The following is a 16,084-nucleotide window of genomic DNA, read 5'->3' on the forward strand; positions in this document are numbered from 1 at the left end:
ATGAAAGCTTTCAATACACAAATCACTTCTTTCCTCCTTTTTGGACTGATTCTGCCACTTTTTTTTGCTTGTTCTGAAAAAGTACAAGAAGAGACAGCATCTGAAGTTCCAAGTGTCGATTTTGTAAATCAAAGTTTCGAAGCTGCAAAACCACTTTATTTGAATTTGCTCAAAGAAACTGAAGGAAACTTCGAGGACTACCCACATGCTGTAAATGCGGATGGCACCATCAAATATTTGCAAATCGATGAGTGGACAGGTGGTTTTTGGCCTGGTATTCTTTGGTATATGTATGAATACACGGAGGAGGAGCAGTGGAAAAATGCCGCTTTGGATTGGACGCATTCATTGGAGTCTAATCAATTCAATACAAGTCATCATGACATTGGATTCATGATGTTTTGTAGCTACGGCAATGCTTTGAGGTTTGAGAAAAAGAAAGCGTATGATCAAATACTGATTGAGTCAGCGAAGTCATTATTGAAAAGATATTCCCCAATAGTTGGAAGTATCCAATCTTGGAACAAGAGAAAATCAAAGGGAGAAATTAATACTTGGGAATATCCAGTAATTATGGATAACATGATGAACTTGGAATTGCTTTTCTATGCAACTGAGATTACTGGAGATTCTACATATTATGATGTAGCTGTAAAGCATGCTACCCAAACGAAGAGAAATCATATCAGGGAAGATTTTAGCACCTACCATGTAGTCAATTATGACCCTAAAAATGGAGAAGTTCTTCATCAGCAGACATTGCAGGGATTTTCTGACAATTCTACATGGGCAAGAGGACAGGCATGGGGAATTTATGGTTTTACGACCATGTACAGAGCTACCCGAGACAAGCAGTTTTTGGAAACTGCTATTGGTCTGGCAGATTTCTTTCTTGATCACCCAAATCTACCCGAGGATTTTATACCGGTCTGGGATTTCAATGTAGGAGAGGATGGCTTTGTTCCTGATTGGGATTTTGATCCATCACTATTTGACAAGCAGCCAAGGGATGCATCAGCTGCTGCCATCACGGCCTCAGCTTTATTAGAATTGTCGACTTATGTTGAAGGTGAACAAAAGCAAAAGTATTTTGATGCAGCAGAGAAAATGTTGAAATCTTTAAGTTCTGATGCCTATTTGAATTCAGGTGAGGCCAATCCATATTTTCTGTTAAAGCACAGCACAGGGAACTTACCTAGTGGCAATGAAGTAGATGTTCCGCTGATTTATGCAGACTATTATTTCTTGGAAGCTATGTTGAGGTACAAGAAAATCAAAAGATAAGAACACTACTCTTGCTTAGCCTGAGGTATGTTAAATAGCTTGAGTGGGCAATCTTCTCAAGCTATTTTCGGTTATTTGAGTATCCCTAACACTATCTTTTTATAAGCATATTAATTTTATATTATTCCCAGATCAACATTTTGTTGTATCGTGTGAAGCAGCTACCCTGAGATATAATTAAGCATAACTTTGTGCTTATGGAAATAATTCTCAAATACCAATCGGAGGCAGCATTGATCGATGCTTTTCGTTCAGGGGACAAAGAGGCATTTTCCATAATTTTTGATAGGCACTGGGAGGAACTGATGAGATATGCTGGCAATACACTTGAGAGTCAGGATGATGCAGAAGACTTGGTCCAAGAGCTTTTTTTGAACTTATGGGAAAAACATCATTCATTTCCTATGCTTCAGAATGATCTTAGAACTTATTTGTTTGCATCACTGAGGAAAAAAATCCTAAAGTTATTTAGAGATAAAGGGGTCAAAAGAAAGCACTTGGAAAACTTGATATTGACTTATGATCGATCTGAGAATCCTGTGAAGGATTTGATGTATGATGAATTGATCCATACGATAAAATCAAAATTATCCTCTCTTCCATACAAAGAGCAGCAGGTTTTTATTCTCCATGAACTCGAAGGATACAGCACTAGGGAGATTTCCGAAATGCATCAAGTATCAGAGCAGACCGTGAGAAATCAAGCGGCTACTGCAAATAAAAAGCTCTCCCCGTTTCTGATGAGATTATTAACATCCTGTTACCAAATTAGCTTCATTGCTAAGTTTATGTTAATTCACATTTTTGGATAGTTAGAAAAGCGATCCAAAGGAACTTCATTGTAAACGAAGGAACTTTGGAAAAGAAAAAACTCTCAAAACTCATCAATCGCTACATTTCTGGTGAAGCTACTGTGGAAGAACAGAAAATAGTAAATGATTGGCTTGATGCTATTGGCAATCAGACCGATCAAGCTATTGATATCACTAGAGCTAGAAAAAGCTTAGCAAGGAGACGTTTGCTTGATCAGCTTGATCAGAGGACAGTAAAAAGATTCCCTAGCAGAAATTGGAAAATTGCAGCTGCTGTTATTCCACTTTTCGGAATTGGAATTGTGTTTTGGTTGATGACATTTTTCAATACTCCGATTACCAACCTAATGGCAAGTACAGGTGTGGGAGAATTCAAGGAATTGACACTTCCAGATGGAACAATCGTCACCCTAAAGCCCAACACCAAGCTATATTATCCCGAAAAGTTTGGTGAATCTAGAGAGGTAAAACTTGAGGGGAATGCTTTTTTTGATGTATTCAAAGATCCAACCAAGCCATTTTCGATACATTTTGAAGAGACATCCATAGAAGTAATTGGGACCTCATTTGAAATCATTGGCTACAAAGAAGCACTTGAGCAGCAAGTTACAGTAGCGAGTGGTATCGTGTCTGTAAAGTATAAGGAAGGGCAGAAAACATTTTTGACCAAATCAGATCAATGGAAAGTCAATAAACAGACTGGAGAGATCAAAAAAAGAAAAGTAGAGCAGGTAGAAGGTCTAGATCAAGCAAGAGCCATCTTCGAAGAGGCAAGTATGGATCAAGTAGTCACAATTTTATCAAATTACTTTGGAGCCAGTATTGAAATTTCCAAAGAATTAGACATAAGTCTTTCTGCAAATCTGGATGCAACCTTGCCACAAGCAATAGTCATAGATGCGATAGGAGAGCTTTTGAAAAACAATCAATATGAATTAATAAAAACCAATGCTGATCATTATGTCATTCGGTAAATCGATACCCGCGCCAACGGGTATCGATCACCAGCTTACCGCCAATGACCTAAGGTCAAGCAGATAAACCAATTAATACGCTTTAAATACGAAAGTAATGAAAAAAAACAAAAGGCGAAAATCTGCTTTCAAAGCAGTTTGGGTGAAATTGCTCGTAGGGGTATTCCTTTATAGCGCAAGTTTGAGTCATCCAAGTTATGGACAACTGGCTTTGGCCAAATTAGACAGTCAAGAAGTAGCTCTAGTAGAAGTGCTCAAGATGCTTCAGAAAGAGCATAACTTGAATCTGGTCTACAATGCAAATGAACTTAAAGGTATCCAAATCAAAAATCAGAAATTTCATGGCAAAAAATTACAAGAAGTAATTACCGAAATCGAAAAAAGTCATCAAGTCAAAATCATAGAAAAAGGTGGTGTTCACTTGGTACAGGTAGTCTCAAGTACCAAGACTCCTGACGTTTCTTTACTAACCACCCCTGTAAGAATGGCAGAAGTCAAAGGCCAAGTAATAGATTCCGATACAGAAGAACCGCTTTTCGGTGCCACCATTCAAGTAAAGAACAAAAACACTGGACAGATCAGTGATATAGATGGAAGATTTAAATTTTCAGGTTTGGCAGAGTCAGATATTTTGGTGATATCTATGCTAGGATATGAGTCTGTTGAATTGGTGGTAGGTAATAGAACTGATATCCTCATCAGATTGAAGAGTAAAGAAAATATTTTGGAAGAAGCAGTTGTAATTGGTTACGGAGAGGTAAGTAGGGAGAAACTTACCAGTTCAGTGACCAGTGTTTCTCCAAAAGAATTCAACAGAGGAGTACTTGCTTCACCAGAACAACTACTTCAAGGAAAAGTGGCTGGTCTAGTGATCAGTAGAGATGGGAATCCAAATGGAGGAGCAAATATAGTACTTCGAGGAGCATCCACTTTGCGAGAAGGAGCGGCTCAGCAGCCATTTTATGTGATCGATGGCGTGCCAGGAGCTTCGATCAATTTGGTAGCACCAGATAATATAGTCTCTATTGAGGTACTGAAAGATGCTTCCGCAACCGCAATCTATGGTAGCAGGGCTGCCAATGGGGTGATTATGGTCACTACCAGAAAAGCCCAACCTACATATGGTTTTAGTTATCATGCTTACGCAGGTATAGAAAACGCCTCCAATTCCCTCAGAATGATGACAGGGGATGAGTTAAGAGGATACCTAGCACGAAATGGACAGGACCTTTTTCCTAATGATAATGACTACACAATAAATCAAGGTGACACCACCTTTGTCAATACCAACTGGCAAGATGTAGTCACCAGACAAGGAGTCAGCCAGAATCACACCCTAAGCTATGGTGGAGGTACCGATCGAGCCACTTTCAATGCCAGTGTGAATTACTTCAATCAAGAAGGGATCATAAGAGGTTCAAGCAGAGAAAGAGTGATCGCTCAATTTTCTCTAGATCAGAAAGGATTCAACGATAAGTTTAAGCTAAACTTTCAATTGACCAATTCTATTGATAATCAGAAGTTGGTTAGGGGAGAAGTCTATAGACAAATGATCTCTTACTTGCCTACGGTGAATGTGTACAATCCAGATGATAGCTTCAAGGAAAACACCATTGATCATACTTCGAACTATTTTAATCCGCTAGGAATCATAGCGTTAAATCAAGATGATAGACAGAATAATACGCTTCTTGGTTTTATATCTGCAAAATTTGATGTTACCAAGAATTTCAATGTCAATGTATTAGGCTCATACCAATTGGAGAAATTTGAAGGTAAGCAATACCAAAATAGTGCATCCATATTACCCATCAACTATGAAGGAACATCTTACTCAGGCCTTCAGGCAGGTGGAGTGGCTAAGCGGTTCAGTGTACAGAATAAAAGAAAAGTACTAGAGACATTTTTTGACTACACACCTATCAACACCATGTCTCATGAACTGAAAATCTTAGGGGGATACTCATGGCAAGATGATGTGAACAATGACGGTTTTCAATCTACCAATACAGGCTTTGTGTCAGACGTGACTGGTGCTGAAAACCTGGGGCTAGGCTCCAGTAATATCAGGGTAGATTATGGAGGCTTCAGCCAAGTTCCATTGAGGATAATTTCCTTTTACTCCAGATTGAATTATTCCTTTTTGGATAAATACTTGTTGCAAGTGTCCATGCGTAGGGATGGTTCTTCGGCATTTAGTGAACAAAATAGGTGGGGGAACTTCCCGGCGGCATCTTTCGGCTGGCTTATGCACGAAGAAGGATTCCTATCCAATCAAAGCACTTTCCAACAACTAAAACTTAGAGCTGGCTATGGTGTGACTGGTAACTCATTAGGTTTTGATCCATTGTTGACTGTCTTCAGGTTTGGAAGCTCTGGGATGTATTACAACAATGGAGTATATGAGCAAGCCATGGGATCAGTAGCCAATGTCAACGATGATTTGAGGTGGGAAAAGACATCCATGCTAAATCTAGGGTTAGATTTCAGCATGTTCAAAGGGAAAGTCAGTGGTACAATTGAGTGGTACAATAAGTACACATCAGACTTGATTTTTTACTACCCAGTATCTACTACGCTATTTGTACACCCTACTATGACAGCCAATGTAGGAGAAATTTCGAATAAGGGCGTGGAATTCACCATACAGGCTAATCTGATGCAGAAGGGGAAATTTGGATGGGATGTGACTGGAAATATCGCTCATAATAAAAATAGGGTAGAAAAGCTTTCGAACTTCGAGTATCAGCTAGACTCTATACCTACAGCAGGTGGATCTGGTGCTGGTGTAAGTGGGGTCAATACCCAATTGATCAAGGAAGGTTATCCTATTGGGCTTTTCAACCTTTATCATTGGGCTGGAAGAAATGAAAACGGCGTCTCAACATTCTTTACCCCAGACGGTGGAGTGACTGCTGCACCTAGATTCCCAGCAGATGCTGTGCTTATGGGCCATGCACAACCCAAGTTCACCTATGGCGTAGGCAATAACTTTCACTATGGTAACTGGTCTTTGAATGTCTTTATCAGAGGAGTATATGGGAATCAAATCCTGAATTCAACTCGTGCAGTGCTCAGCAGTGTAAGTCAAGCTTACCTCAGAAACATCCCACTTTCTGCTGCAGATGAACCTATGACTGATGTCAATAATAATTTTTACTCAGACAGGTACTTAGAGTCGGGATCATTTCTCAGGGTAGATAATGCTACGCTGGCATACAACTTCCCACTGGTAAATCGAAGCCATGTCAAAAACTTAAATGTCTATCTGACTGGAAACAACCTGTTTGTCTTTACCAAATATTCAGGAATTGACCCTGAAGTGAACCTCGGTGGATTGACACCAGGGTTTGATAATAACAATTTCTATCCAAGAACCCGAGGATTCATGCTTGGGATGACTTTAGATTTCTAAAACTAGAAGAACATGAAAAAACTATTCTATACAATCCTATCTTTAGCTGCGCTCTCATGTACAGATTTGGATGTACCAATCGAATCCAGCTACACCTCTGATGTTTTTCCTAAAACAGAAGCTGAATTTGCTTCTGTGACAGGACCGGTGTATGTTCAGATGAGAAATAACATTGCACTAGACTACTACTATTTGCAAGAATTGTCAACCGATGAAGCAGTATTGACTGCTAGGGGGGCTGATTATTATGATGGAGGTCGATACATTCAGCTCAATCTTCATACTTGGGATGAGACGCATCCGCATATTGCTACGACCTGGACATGGGCTTACAGAGGAGTGAGCTTGTGTGGAGAGATACTTGCAGCCTTACAGCCGGCACCTGAAAGCGAAACCAAAGAACGGACATTGGCTGAGATCCGCACGATGCGCGCTCTGTATTACTTCTTTGCACTAGACCTTTTTGGTAATGTTCCCATCAGTCCTGCATATGGCAACTTAGAACTCCCTTCCAATAGCAGCAGTGCAGAGGTATATGCTTTTCTTGTCAATGAGATCAATGAAGCCTTACCTTTCTTATCCAAAGAGATCGGTACGGTAACGTATGGGAAGCCATCTTTCTGGATGGCACATGCACTCTTGGCCAAATTGCACATGAATGCAGAAATTTACGCAGGGACTCCAAGATATCAGGAAGCCGTTCAATCTATCAATTTGATCATGAATACAACTGCAAATGGCGGAAATAGACCATTTGAACTTGAGGCAGATTTTATGGGGATGTTTGATGTAGATAACGGCCCACAGATTAGAGAGATTATCTTTGCTATCCCATTTGACCAGAATTTTGGGGCGAATGGGATGAGATTGGGTAGATTCCCACTTCACCCACTTTCAAGGGTAAATTACGGCTTGCCTACTACGATTAGTGTGGGTAATTGTCAGCATACTTGGGCGGATTTCTACTACTTGTTTGAAGAAGATCCTAATGATGTTAGAAATGAGATATGGCTTGCAGGTCCTCAGTTCTATAATGATGGAAGACCCATGATGGATGGAACTTATCATGTCAATCATAATCCAGAGATAGCATTTGTAAATGTAGAGACTTTTGACAGAGGTAGATCACCACAACAGATAGCTCAAGGTGCGAGAAATGTGAAATATACACCAGATGGAACTTGGACATCAAGTCGAGATTCAAGAAATGATTTTATACTGTTTAGGTATGCAGATTTCGTCTTGTTGAAAGCAGAAGCTATCTTGAGAGGAGCTGCTGACCCACTTGGACAAAGTGCATTGGAATTGGTGAATCAAGTAAGATCAGTAAGAAAGGCTTCGCCTTTTTCCTCTATAGACTTGGCGACTCTGCTTGAGGAGCGTGGAAGAGAAATGGCGGGAGAGACATGGAGAAGAAATGATTTGATCAGGTTTGGGGCCTTCGAATCAGCATGGGGAAGAGATGCAGCCACAGGATTACCTGTCAAAACAAATCAAGAAACTTATAGAAGATTCTATCCTATTCCTCAAGGGGAATTGGCTACAAATCCAAAGTTGGTTCAGAATCCAGGATATAGGTAGGTATGAGGATTATTCATTCCATATTCATTTTGACATTCATGGTTTTGGGACTGGAAGTTCAGTCCCAGACCATTGATCCTTCAGATAAAGCTGGGAAATTTATCGTGATAGGAGATTGGGGGAGAAATGGTGACGATCATCAGCTAGAGGTGGCAGACCAGCTTCTTCACCAAGTGATCAAATACAAGCCCGGGTTTATTATTTCTACTGGGGATAATTTCTATCCAAATGGGGTAAGAAGTGTGCATGATCCTTTGTGGAAGTACTCTTTTGAAGATATCTATAAGAGTTACCACCTTCAGATCGATTGGTATGCTATCTTGGGCAACCATGATTATTTAGGTGATCCTGATGCTCAGGTCGAGTACAGCAAGCTCTCGCGTAGATGGAACATGCCAGCGCGATATTTTGCAAAAACTATCGGTGTGAGAGGTTCGGAAAAGAAAGCTATTTTCCTATTTATAGATACCAATAGCCTTATTCCACAGTTTTATGATAACCCCACCTATGGGCCAAATGTGGCCAAAACAGATACCCTAGCTCAAAAAAATTGGATGAAGGAGATGCTCACGAGCAAGGATGAGGAAATAGCTTGGAAGATCGTAGTGGGCCATCATCCCATGTATACTGGTGGAAGGGTAGAAGGATATGATACCATTGCAATCAGAAAATCCCTCGAAGCATATTTCAAGGAGTTGGGTGTTGACCTATACATCAGTGGTCATGACCATAGTTTACAATATTTAGAAAAAGATGGAATTCGTCAGATCATATCAGGCTCAGCATCAGAAGTGACTCCGAGCAAGGAGTTACCATATACCAAGTTTACGGCATCTGAAGCAGGCTTTATCTTGTTCGCATTGGATGCGAAAAAGATACAGTTCGATATTATCAATAAGCAAGGGCGAACGATTTACCAAGGTGAGATAGAAAAGTGATTAGGTTAATTGCCTTTTACTCGGTCTGGATTTTCTTCTAAGAATGATTTCCATCCCGCATTTCTACCACGGCTTTGAATTCTTCCTTCATGGAAATGATGACATATTGCCACTGCCAAAGCATCTGTAGCATCCAGAAGCTTTGGCAATTCTTTGATGCCCAGCAGTGTCTTGAGCATTTCGGCTACTTGTTCTTTGGAAGCATTTCCATTTCCTGTTACAGATTGTTTCACTTTCTTGGGAGCATATTCTGTGATGGGGATTTCTCTAGCCAGTGCTGCCGCCATAGCTACACCCTGAGCCCTACCTAGCTTGAGCATGGATTGGATATTTTCACCATAGAAAGGGGCTTCAAGTGCGACTGAATCTGGATGGAATTCATCAATGATGCCTGTGACCCTTTCGAAGATTTTTTTGAGCTTTAGCTCATGAGTTGAGTATTTTTTGAGATGGATCACTCCAAACTGAATCAGGCTGTACTTATTTCCTACCACCATAATCAATCCATAGCCCATGACATTGGTGCCAGGATCTATTCCTAATATTATTTTTTCCTTTGACGCTTTTTTCTCTTCTTTACTCATCGCCGCAATTTACTTTAATTCATGTTAACATTATTCCTTTTTCTTGGGATTGTTTATGGCTCATTTATGGTCATGCTTCGTCTTGTTTGGGGCAAAAGCAAACAAGTGGATAGAATGCAAGTCATTGATAGTCATGTTTCTTTGCTGATTCCTTTTCGAAATGAAATGGATAATTTACGACTGCTTTTTGACTCCATAGAGCGGTTGACAATCAAGCCAATGGAGGTAATCTGGATCGATGATCATAGTGATGACGGCTCTATGGTAATGCTTGCTGATATGATCAAGGAGGGGAAATCAACTTATCAGCATATACTTCTGAGTGCTGATGTTGAGGGAAAAAAAGCAGCCTTGGAAAAAGGCGTAAAGATGGCTACAGGTGATTTGATATTTACCACTGATGCAGATTGCGAAGTTCCTTCTTCCTGGATCAAAAGTATGCTGATCGGGTTCATTGATCCAAAAGTGATGCTAGTTGCTGGTCCTGTGATGAATAAGCCGAAAGCTGGCTATTTTGATGCTTTTCAGCAATTGGATTGGTCTAGTATTATTTTGGTGTCCTACACAGCTATTCAAATGAAAAGTCCTTTGATGTGCAGTGGAGCCAATTTGGCTTATAGAAAAAGTGCGTTTTTGGAAGTTTTAGGCTATGAAGGAAATAGGAGCTTAATGAGTGGCGATGATGAGTTTTTGCTCAAAAAAATAGCTAAAAGGTTCGGAAGTCAATCCATAGTATATCAGAGATCAAATTCATCTTTGGTAGTCACACATTCACATGAGGATTGGGATTCCATGCTGGCGCAGCGTGTGCGCTGGGCTTCGAAGTGGCGAGGACATGATTTTATTCATGGCCTATTTTCCTTGCTTCCATTTACATTTCAACTTTACTGGATGGCAACGGTCATACTGCCATTTTTATACGGGTTCTATGGTTTGTTTTCATGGGTATTTCTTTGGATTTTAAAGGTTGTTTTGGAAGGTAAGATGCTTGGGAATGTTTGTAGTTATTATGACATTCGGCTATCTTGGAAGTATAGGCTTTTGACGAGTCTGATACACCCTTTTTATGTGATGATAGTCGGAATCAAAAGTATTAGGGGGAGGTATAAATGGAAAGGAAGGGTAAGTTTTTGAGTATATACTCTTAAATATTCTAAAAAACCTGTGTAGTCCATCAAAAAACCATAATTTTACTTTAAATTAAAGCCAATGACTACCAAAGAATTTGATTTGTTAGATGAGTTGTATTTTGTACAACACTACAGCTACTTGAAAGAAGCATTGAATTGGGAGGATGATGTTCTTTTGTCTACCTTGCAGTCCTTGCATGATCAAGGCTATATCAAATGTCTTAAGAGTCCAGATGAAGAAGTCTTTAATAGTGTAGACTTGCCAAATCAAGGAGTGAATTATTACTACCTCGCTACCAAAAAAGGACTCATGGATCACAATACCATATAATATAAATCCGTGTTGACGACAGAAATAGTAAAATATCAAAGAAAAGAGTTGGAGCTAAAGGCTTTGCTTGAAATCACACAGGCAATCAATGAAAATAAACCTTCATCCGTATTGCTAAATATTTTCAAGTTTACTTGTCTAGTTCACCTCAATATCCGCTCTATTGTGCTGTATGTGATCAGCCAAGAAGGCTATAACTTAAGTATCATCCACGGGATCAAATCCAAGGTCCCAGAGCTGATACCATTGGATAAGATTCAAGACGATAAATCTCAAGGTTCACTCAATATTGTGGTTGATGAGGGTTATTCCTTTGATGAACTAGCGACTTATTTGCCAGTGTATCATAAAGATAAGATGCTTGCTGTGCTTTTTCTCAAAAGGAAAGATGACGATGCTGAATTGGATTTGGATTTCACCCAAGCACTTGCAAATATTCTGGTAGTGGCATTAGAGAACAAAAGGTTTGCCAAGCGTCAACTTGAACAAGAGAGACTTAAAAAAGAAGTTGAAATTGCATCAAATGTACAAAAGATGCTTTTTCCAGCTGTGCTTCCTCAAGATGGGAAATTGAAAGCCAAGGTGACATACATTCCTCATTCTACCGTAGGAGGAGATTACTATGACCTGATCTGGAAGTCTGAAGAGGAGGTTTTTTTCTGTATAGCAGATGTCTCTGGAAAGGGGATGCCTGCTGCTTTGCTTATGTCCAATTTCCAAGCAGCTCTCCGGACATTGCTAAGAAGTACCTCTGACCTCAAAATGATCGTGGAGCAATTGAATTTTACCATTTTCGACAATACCAAAGGGGAGCGATTCATTACCTTTTTCTTAGGTCACTACAACTATAAAGAAAGATCATTAAGCTATGTCAATGCTGGGCATAATTCACCTGTCTTGTGTTGGGAAGGGGAAATGAGGAGTGAATTGCTGCATGCAGGTACGACTATACTTGGGGCTTTCGAAGAATTACCATTTTTGGAAGTTGGTAAAAGAGAGCACCTCAAAGGATTCAATATCCACCTCTACACTGACGGCTTGACCGAGAGCTTCAATTTGGAGGGTGAAGAATATGGAGATGAGCGATTTGAGAAGTACATCAAAACCAAATTGTGTGAAGATCCAGATGTTTTTCATGAGGATTTTTTCAAAGAGCTTGATGCTTTTTCAAATGGAAACGATAAGTCAGATGATATCACATTGCTTAGCTTAAGATTTCAATAAACTATGGTCATACACCATGTGCCAAGTATTATTCCTAGGCTTTTCAAGGGTTTTACTTGGAACAAGTCAAGGGATATCAATAAAATCTATTTGACTTTTGATGATGGTCCAGTGCCAGGAGTGACGGACTATGTACTAGACCTACTTCAGTCATTTGATATGAAGGCAACATTTTTTATGGTTGGGGACAATGTACGCAAGTATCCTCAGCTGGCGAAGCGTGTGATAAATGAAGGCCATGCTGTAGGAAATCACACCTTTCACCATCTCAATGGTTTCAAAACCAAGGATGAAATTTATCTTGAAGATATTCGGAAATGCCATGATATTGTATCTGAAAAATTAGGAGTAGAGGCACGCTGTTTTAGACCACCTTATGGGAGATTGAAGAAAAGTCAGTATGAGCTTATAAAATCAGAGTGGGAACTGATCATGTGGGATGTATTATCTGGAGACTTTGATCAAAATCAATCTAGCAGAACTTGCCTTGAAAAAACACAGCAATATACTAGAAATGGCTCGGTGATTGTATTTCATGATCAGCCCAAGGCCTTTCCCGTGCTTGAGCAAGTACTAGAGCCTTATTTGTATTTTATCAAAAATAACAAGTACCAAACCGATACGCTATGACACTGGTGGCTATAGAAATCATTGGAGTAATGTTACTCTTGACCCAGATGCTTTTTCTTGTCATCTTATGGAGTACAAATTTCCGAGGATATCCAGCCAAAATTAGAGAAGAGTGGCCTAAAGTTACCCTACTCATGGTGGCTCGCAATGAATCTAGGGTTATGCAAGCTTGTCTGTTGGCATTTGAAAAAATAGATTATCCAGCAGAAAAACTGGAGATTATCCTTGCTGATGACCACAGCGAGGATGATACAGGTGTCATCCTCAAGCAATGGGCAGAAGGTAGGAATCATGTCAAAGTGATCGCCATAGATGCATTTATTCCTAATGAAACCGTCAATGGTAAGGCAAATGCACTTGCTCAAATGATACCTTGTGCGACTGGAAAATACTTGATTTTCACAGATGCTGACTGCATAGTGCCTAGTACTTGGGTCAAGAGTATGGTCAATGCAGCTGAGGTTGATGGAGATGATAAAGTCAGGAAAAGTTTCAAATATCGAAAATCCCGTGGCCTTGTGACAGGGATTACTCAAGTAGGAGGGGCAGGATTGATGGCAAAGATGCAGAATTTAGATTGGTTGTTCACACTTGGAATGGTCAAGGTGCTCTCAGATACTGGTCAGCAGGTGACTACCATGGGCAATAACATGCTCATTTCTAAAGAGGCATATATGCAAGTTGGGGGATTTGGGGAGGTTGGTTTTTCTATGACAGAAGATTTTCAAATAGCCAAGGCTATACATAGGAAAGGTTTTGAAGCCGTACATTTGGTAAGTCAAGAAAATATGGTTACCACACAGCCAGAATCCAATATGTCTGGCTTATTGATGCAGCGAAAGAGGTGGATGTATGGAGCGATGAGGTTGCCGCTCAAGCTAAAGGTTTTGCTGGCTTTACAAGCACTTTTCTTGCCTTTGGTTGTACTTTTACTGATCAATTATGTGTTTCTAGGTTGGCTCTTTTGGCTTACCAAATGGTGCTTGCAGTCCTTTTTTATAATCCTTATCCAAAAGAAGCTTGGGCAGAATATAAGTTTGATCAACCTAATCTTCTTTGAAATATATTATCTTTTTACGGCATGGGCGACGATAGTTTGTTATTTTTGGCCTTCGAATACTACTTGGAAGGGTAGAAAGTATTGATCACTTAGCCTGTAAGTTTCAGGAGAGTGAAGGTTTGCATTTAATTATTAACTTACATCATGGATTCCATTACATTTTCCGATACACATGCGCACATCTATTCCGATAAATATGATTCAGATAGAGAAGATGTCATTCGGAGGACATTTGAAGCTGGAGTTTCCAAGATCTACATGCCCAATGTAGATGTGGATACCATAGATGCTATGCTAGAAGTAGAAGCAAAACATCCTACACAATGCCTTCCCATGATGGGCTTGCATCCATGTGATGTGAAGAAAGACTTTGAAAAGGATCTGTATGTGATGGAGACTTGGATTTCAAAGCGTGAGTTTGCAGGAATAGGAGAGACAGGATTGGACTTGTATTGGGACAAGACTTTTTTTGAACAACAGAAAGAGGCTTTGGAGATCCAAATTCAATGGGCAAAGCAAAAGCAATGGCCATTGATCTTGCACTGTAGGGAATCAATGGATGAAACCATTGCCATCATTCAAAAGGCCAAGGACGAGAACTTAAAAGGCATCTTTCACTGTTTCACAGGATCAGTAGAGCAAGCTCAGCAGATTATAGATCTTGGCTTCTTGCTAGGGATAGGAGGAGTGTCTACTTATAAGCATGGAGGATTGGATCAAGTATTGCCAAAGATAGGTTTGGAACACTTGGTCTTAGAGACAGATGGGCCCTATTTGGCACCTGTGCCGTATAGAGGAAAAAGAAATTCCCCCGAATTTATTCCAGTGATCGGCCAGCGTGTGGCAGATCTTTGTGAGACAACATTAGAAGAAGTAGCAAAAATAACCCAGTATAACACCCAAAATATCTTTCATAGTTTTCAGCCATGAATTACAAAATCGTAAGACTCAATACAGCAGCAAAAAGTGAAATAACATCTTCAGTACTTATAATATACACTGGTGGTACTTTAGGTATGGCCTACGACGACAGTGGTTCCCTTGTTCCATTCAACTTTGGTCAGATATTGGATAAGATTCCAACACTTACCAGCATGAATGCTGCCATCACAGTGATCTCGTTTCCCGAACCTATAGACTCTTCCAATGTGAATATGCAGCATTGGGCAGATATGGCTTATATCATTTATGAAAATTATGATAGCTATGATGGCTTTGTGGTACTCCATGGTACTGATACGATGGCCTACTCGGCATCTATGCTCAGCTACATGCTCAAAGGACTCAGCAAGCCTGTGATCTTTACTGGTGCTCAGCTTCCAATTTCAGCGATGCGATCAGATGCAAGGGAGAATTTGATGACTTCTCTGGAAATTGCTACTGCCAAAGCCAATGGAAAGCCTATAGTTCCAGAAGTTTGTATTTTTTTCAATCATATGCTACTCAGAGGCAATAGGTCTAAGAAAGTACAGAGTGTACATTTCGATGCCTTTGAATCTGAAAACTATCCACCATTGGCAGAGTCAGGCATTGTGATAGATTATAATTATGCAGCTATCAAGCCTTTTGAAGAAGGAAGGAAGTTGAAATATTTCAATAGGCTAGATAATAGGGTGATGATTTTGAAGTTGTTTCCTGGCATTACGGAGAAGCTTATGGATAGCTGCTTTGCCACCGATGGGCTCAAAGGTGTGGTTTTAGAAACTTACGGATCAGGAAATAGTCCAAGTGAACCATGGTTTATCGCCTCTTTGGAGCGGGCAGTAAAGCAGGGTTTGATTATCCTAAACGTGTCTCAGTGTAATGGCGGTCGGGTTATTCAAGGAAGGTACGAGACGAGTAAGGATTTGAAACGTATAGGTGTACTAAGTGGTGGGGATATTACTACCGAAGCAGCAGTGACCAAGTTGATGTTTTTGCTAGCCAATGAGCCAAGTGACCACGATATCAGAAGAAAGCTGATCACGCCCATAGCAGGAGAGATGTCACTGACTGCGCAGTCTTAAAGGTGATTGTGATAAGTATCTAGATGTAAGAAGTTTATGTGTTTTGCAGTCTTGAGTCTAGTTTATTTGATTAGAGGAAAAGGATTTGATGAGCTAGAAAAAGTGTTTAAAGCTT

At 40.0% G+C, this 16,084-nt stretch carries 14 protein-coding genes; 13 read left to right on the top strand and 1 reads right to left on the bottom strand.

All coding sequences use genetic code 11. The features are described 5' to 3' along the window. The 6 genes from MM214_RS02575 (at position 1) to MM214_RS02600 (ending at position 9,004) form a co-directional block, all read left to right on the top strand. Positions 1-1,284 carry a glycoside hydrolase family 88 protein gene (locus MM214_RS02575; protein ID WP_241291669.1) on the top strand — a complete coding sequence of 428 codons (1,284 nt, stop codon included), beginning with the start codon at positions 1-3 and terminating at the stop codon, positions 1,282-1,284. A gap of 197 nt (positions 1,285-1,481) precedes the next feature. Further along, entirely contained in the window at positions 1,482-2,096 is a 615-nt protein-coding gene (locus tag MM214_RS02580; RefSeq protein ID WP_241291672.1) for an RNA polymerase sigma factor, read from the top strand. A gap of 44 nt (positions 2,097-2,140) precedes the next feature. Beyond that, the gene (locus tag MM214_RS02585; protein ID WP_241291675.1) at positions 2,141-3,070 is read left to right on the top strand and encodes a FecR family protein; all 930 of its coding nucleotides are present in this window, start codon (positions 2,141-2,143) and stop codon (positions 3,068-3,070) included. 97 nt (positions 3,071-3,167) lie between these two features. Continuing rightward, positions 3,168-6,485, top strand: a complete 3,318-nt coding sequence (locus MM214_RS02590) for a SusC/RagA family TonB-linked outer membrane protein (protein ID WP_241291678.1) — start codon at positions 3,168-3,170, stop codon at positions 6,483-6,485. A gap of 12 nt (positions 6,486-6,497) precedes the next feature. Further along, positions 6,498-8,066: a RagB/SusD family nutrient uptake outer membrane protein gene (locus tag MM214_RS02595; RefSeq protein ID WP_241291681.1), complete on the top strand. Its 1,569-nt coding sequence runs from the start codon at positions 6,498-6,500 to the stop codon at positions 8,064-8,066. A 2-nt stretch (positions 8,067-8,068) separates the two neighbouring features. Next, complete coding sequence (locus MM214_RS02600; RefSeq protein WP_241291683.1) at positions 8,069-9,004, top strand: metallophosphoesterase; 936 nt, start codon at positions 8,069-8,071, stop codon at positions 9,002-9,004. Between the two features lie 5 nt (positions 9,005-9,009). On the opposite strand, the gene ruvC is transcribed toward MM214_RS02600, so the two are convergent. Further along, entirely contained in the window at positions 9,010-9,588 is a 579-nt protein-coding gene (gene ruvC, locus MM214_RS02605) for a crossover junction endodeoxyribonuclease RuvC (RefSeq protein ID WP_241291685.1), read from the bottom strand. Positions 9,589-9,609: 21 nt separating this feature from the next. Here ruvC and MM214_RS02610 point away from each other — a divergent pair, with 21 nt between their 5' ends. The 7 genes from MM214_RS02610 to MM214_RS02640 all read left to right on the top strand — a co-directional run bounded on the left by MM214_RS02610 (position 9,610) and on the right by MM214_RS02640 (position 15,969). Next, a complete protein-coding gene (locus tag MM214_RS02610) occupies positions 9,610-10,722 on the top strand; it encodes a glycosyltransferase (RefSeq protein WP_241291687.1) in 1,113 nt (370 codons plus the stop codon). A 75-nt stretch (positions 10,723-10,797) separates the two neighbouring features. Continuing rightward, complete coding sequence (locus MM214_RS02615) at positions 10,798-11,049, top strand: hypothetical protein (RefSeq protein ID WP_241291689.1); 252 nt, start codon at positions 10,798-10,800, stop codon at positions 11,047-11,049. A gap of 12 nt (positions 11,050-11,061) precedes the next feature. After that, positions 11,062-12,273 carry a GAF domain-containing SpoIIE family protein phosphatase gene (locus MM214_RS02620; protein WP_241292015.1) on the top strand — a complete coding sequence of 404 codons (1,212 nt, stop codon included), beginning with the start codon at positions 11,062-11,064 and terminating at the stop codon, positions 12,271-12,273. A gap of 3 nt (positions 12,274-12,276) precedes the next feature. Continuing rightward, on the top strand, positions 12,277-12,903 hold the full coding sequence (locus MM214_RS02625; RefSeq protein WP_241291691.1) for a polysaccharide deacetylase family protein: 627 nt from the start codon (positions 12,277-12,279) through the stop codon (positions 12,901-12,903). Continuing rightward, positions 12,900-14,048, top strand: coding sequence for a glycosyltransferase (locus MM214_RS02630; RefSeq protein ID WP_241291694.1), 1,149 nt, complete (start codon positions 12,900-12,902; stop codon positions 14,046-14,048). The genes MM214_RS02625 and MM214_RS02630 overlap by 4 nt, the downstream gene beginning before the upstream one ends. Positions 14,049-14,116: 68 nt before the next feature. Continuing rightward, entirely contained in the window at positions 14,117-14,893 is a 777-nt protein-coding gene (locus MM214_RS02635) for a TatD family hydrolase (protein WP_241292017.1), read from the top strand. Then, positions 14,890-15,969, top strand: coding sequence for an asparaginase (locus tag MM214_RS02640; protein ID WP_241291697.1), 1,080 nt, complete (start codon positions 14,890-14,892; stop codon positions 15,967-15,969). Before MM214_RS02635 ends, MM214_RS02640 begins: the two co-directional genes overlap by 4 nt. Positions 15,970-16,084: the final 115 nt, after the last annotated feature.

This window comes from Belliella kenyensis, assembly GCF_022549675.1.
Classification (GTDB): Bacteria; Bacteroidota; Bacteroidia; order Cytophagales; family Cyclobacteriaceae; genus Belliella; species Belliella kenyensis.

What these genes read in the sequence shown, in the direction of transcription:
- MM214_RS02595 (WP_241291681.1), top strand. Translation starts at nt 6,498, where the DNA reads ATGAAAAAACTATTCTATACAATCCTATCTTTAGCTGCGCTCTCATGT.
- MM214_RS02600 (WP_241291683.1), top strand. Translation starts at nt 8,069, where the DNA reads ATGAGGATTATTCATTCCATATTCATTTTGACATTCATGGTTTTGGGA.
- MM214_RS02630 (WP_241291694.1), top strand. Translation starts at nt 12,900, where the DNA reads ATGACACTGGTGGCTATAGAAATCATTGGAGTAATGTTACTCTTGACC.
- MM214_RS02575 (WP_241291669.1), top strand. Translation starts at nt 1, where the DNA reads ATGAAAGCTTTCAATACACAAATCACTTCTTTCCTCCTTTTTGGACTG.
- MM214_RS02590 (WP_241291678.1), top strand. Translation starts at nt 3,168, where the DNA reads ATGAAAAAAAACAAAAGGCGAAAATCTGCTTTCAAAGCAGTTTGGGTG.
- MM214_RS02580 (WP_241291672.1), top strand. Translation starts at nt 1,482, where the DNA reads ATGGAAATAATTCTCAAATACCAATCGGAGGCAGCATTGATCGATGCT.
- ruvC (WP_241291685.1), bottom strand. Translation starts at nt 9,588, where the DNA reads ATGAGTAAAGAAGAGAAAAAAGCGTCAAAGGAAAAAATAATATTAGGA.
- MM214_RS02625 (WP_241291691.1), top strand. Translation starts at nt 12,277, where the DNA reads ATGGTCATACACCATGTGCCAAGTATTATTCCTAGGCTTTTCAAGGGT.
- MM214_RS02610 (WP_241291687.1), top strand. Translation starts at nt 9,610, where the DNA reads ATGTTAACATTATTCCTTTTTCTTGGGATTGTTTATGGCTCATTTATG.
- MM214_RS02640 (WP_241291697.1), top strand. Translation starts at nt 14,890, where the DNA reads ATGAATTACAAAATCGTAAGACTCAATACAGCAGCAAAAAGTGAAATA.
- MM214_RS02615 (WP_241291689.1), top strand. Translation starts at nt 10,798, where the DNA reads ATGACTACCAAAGAATTTGATTTGTTAGATGAGTTGTATTTTGTACAA.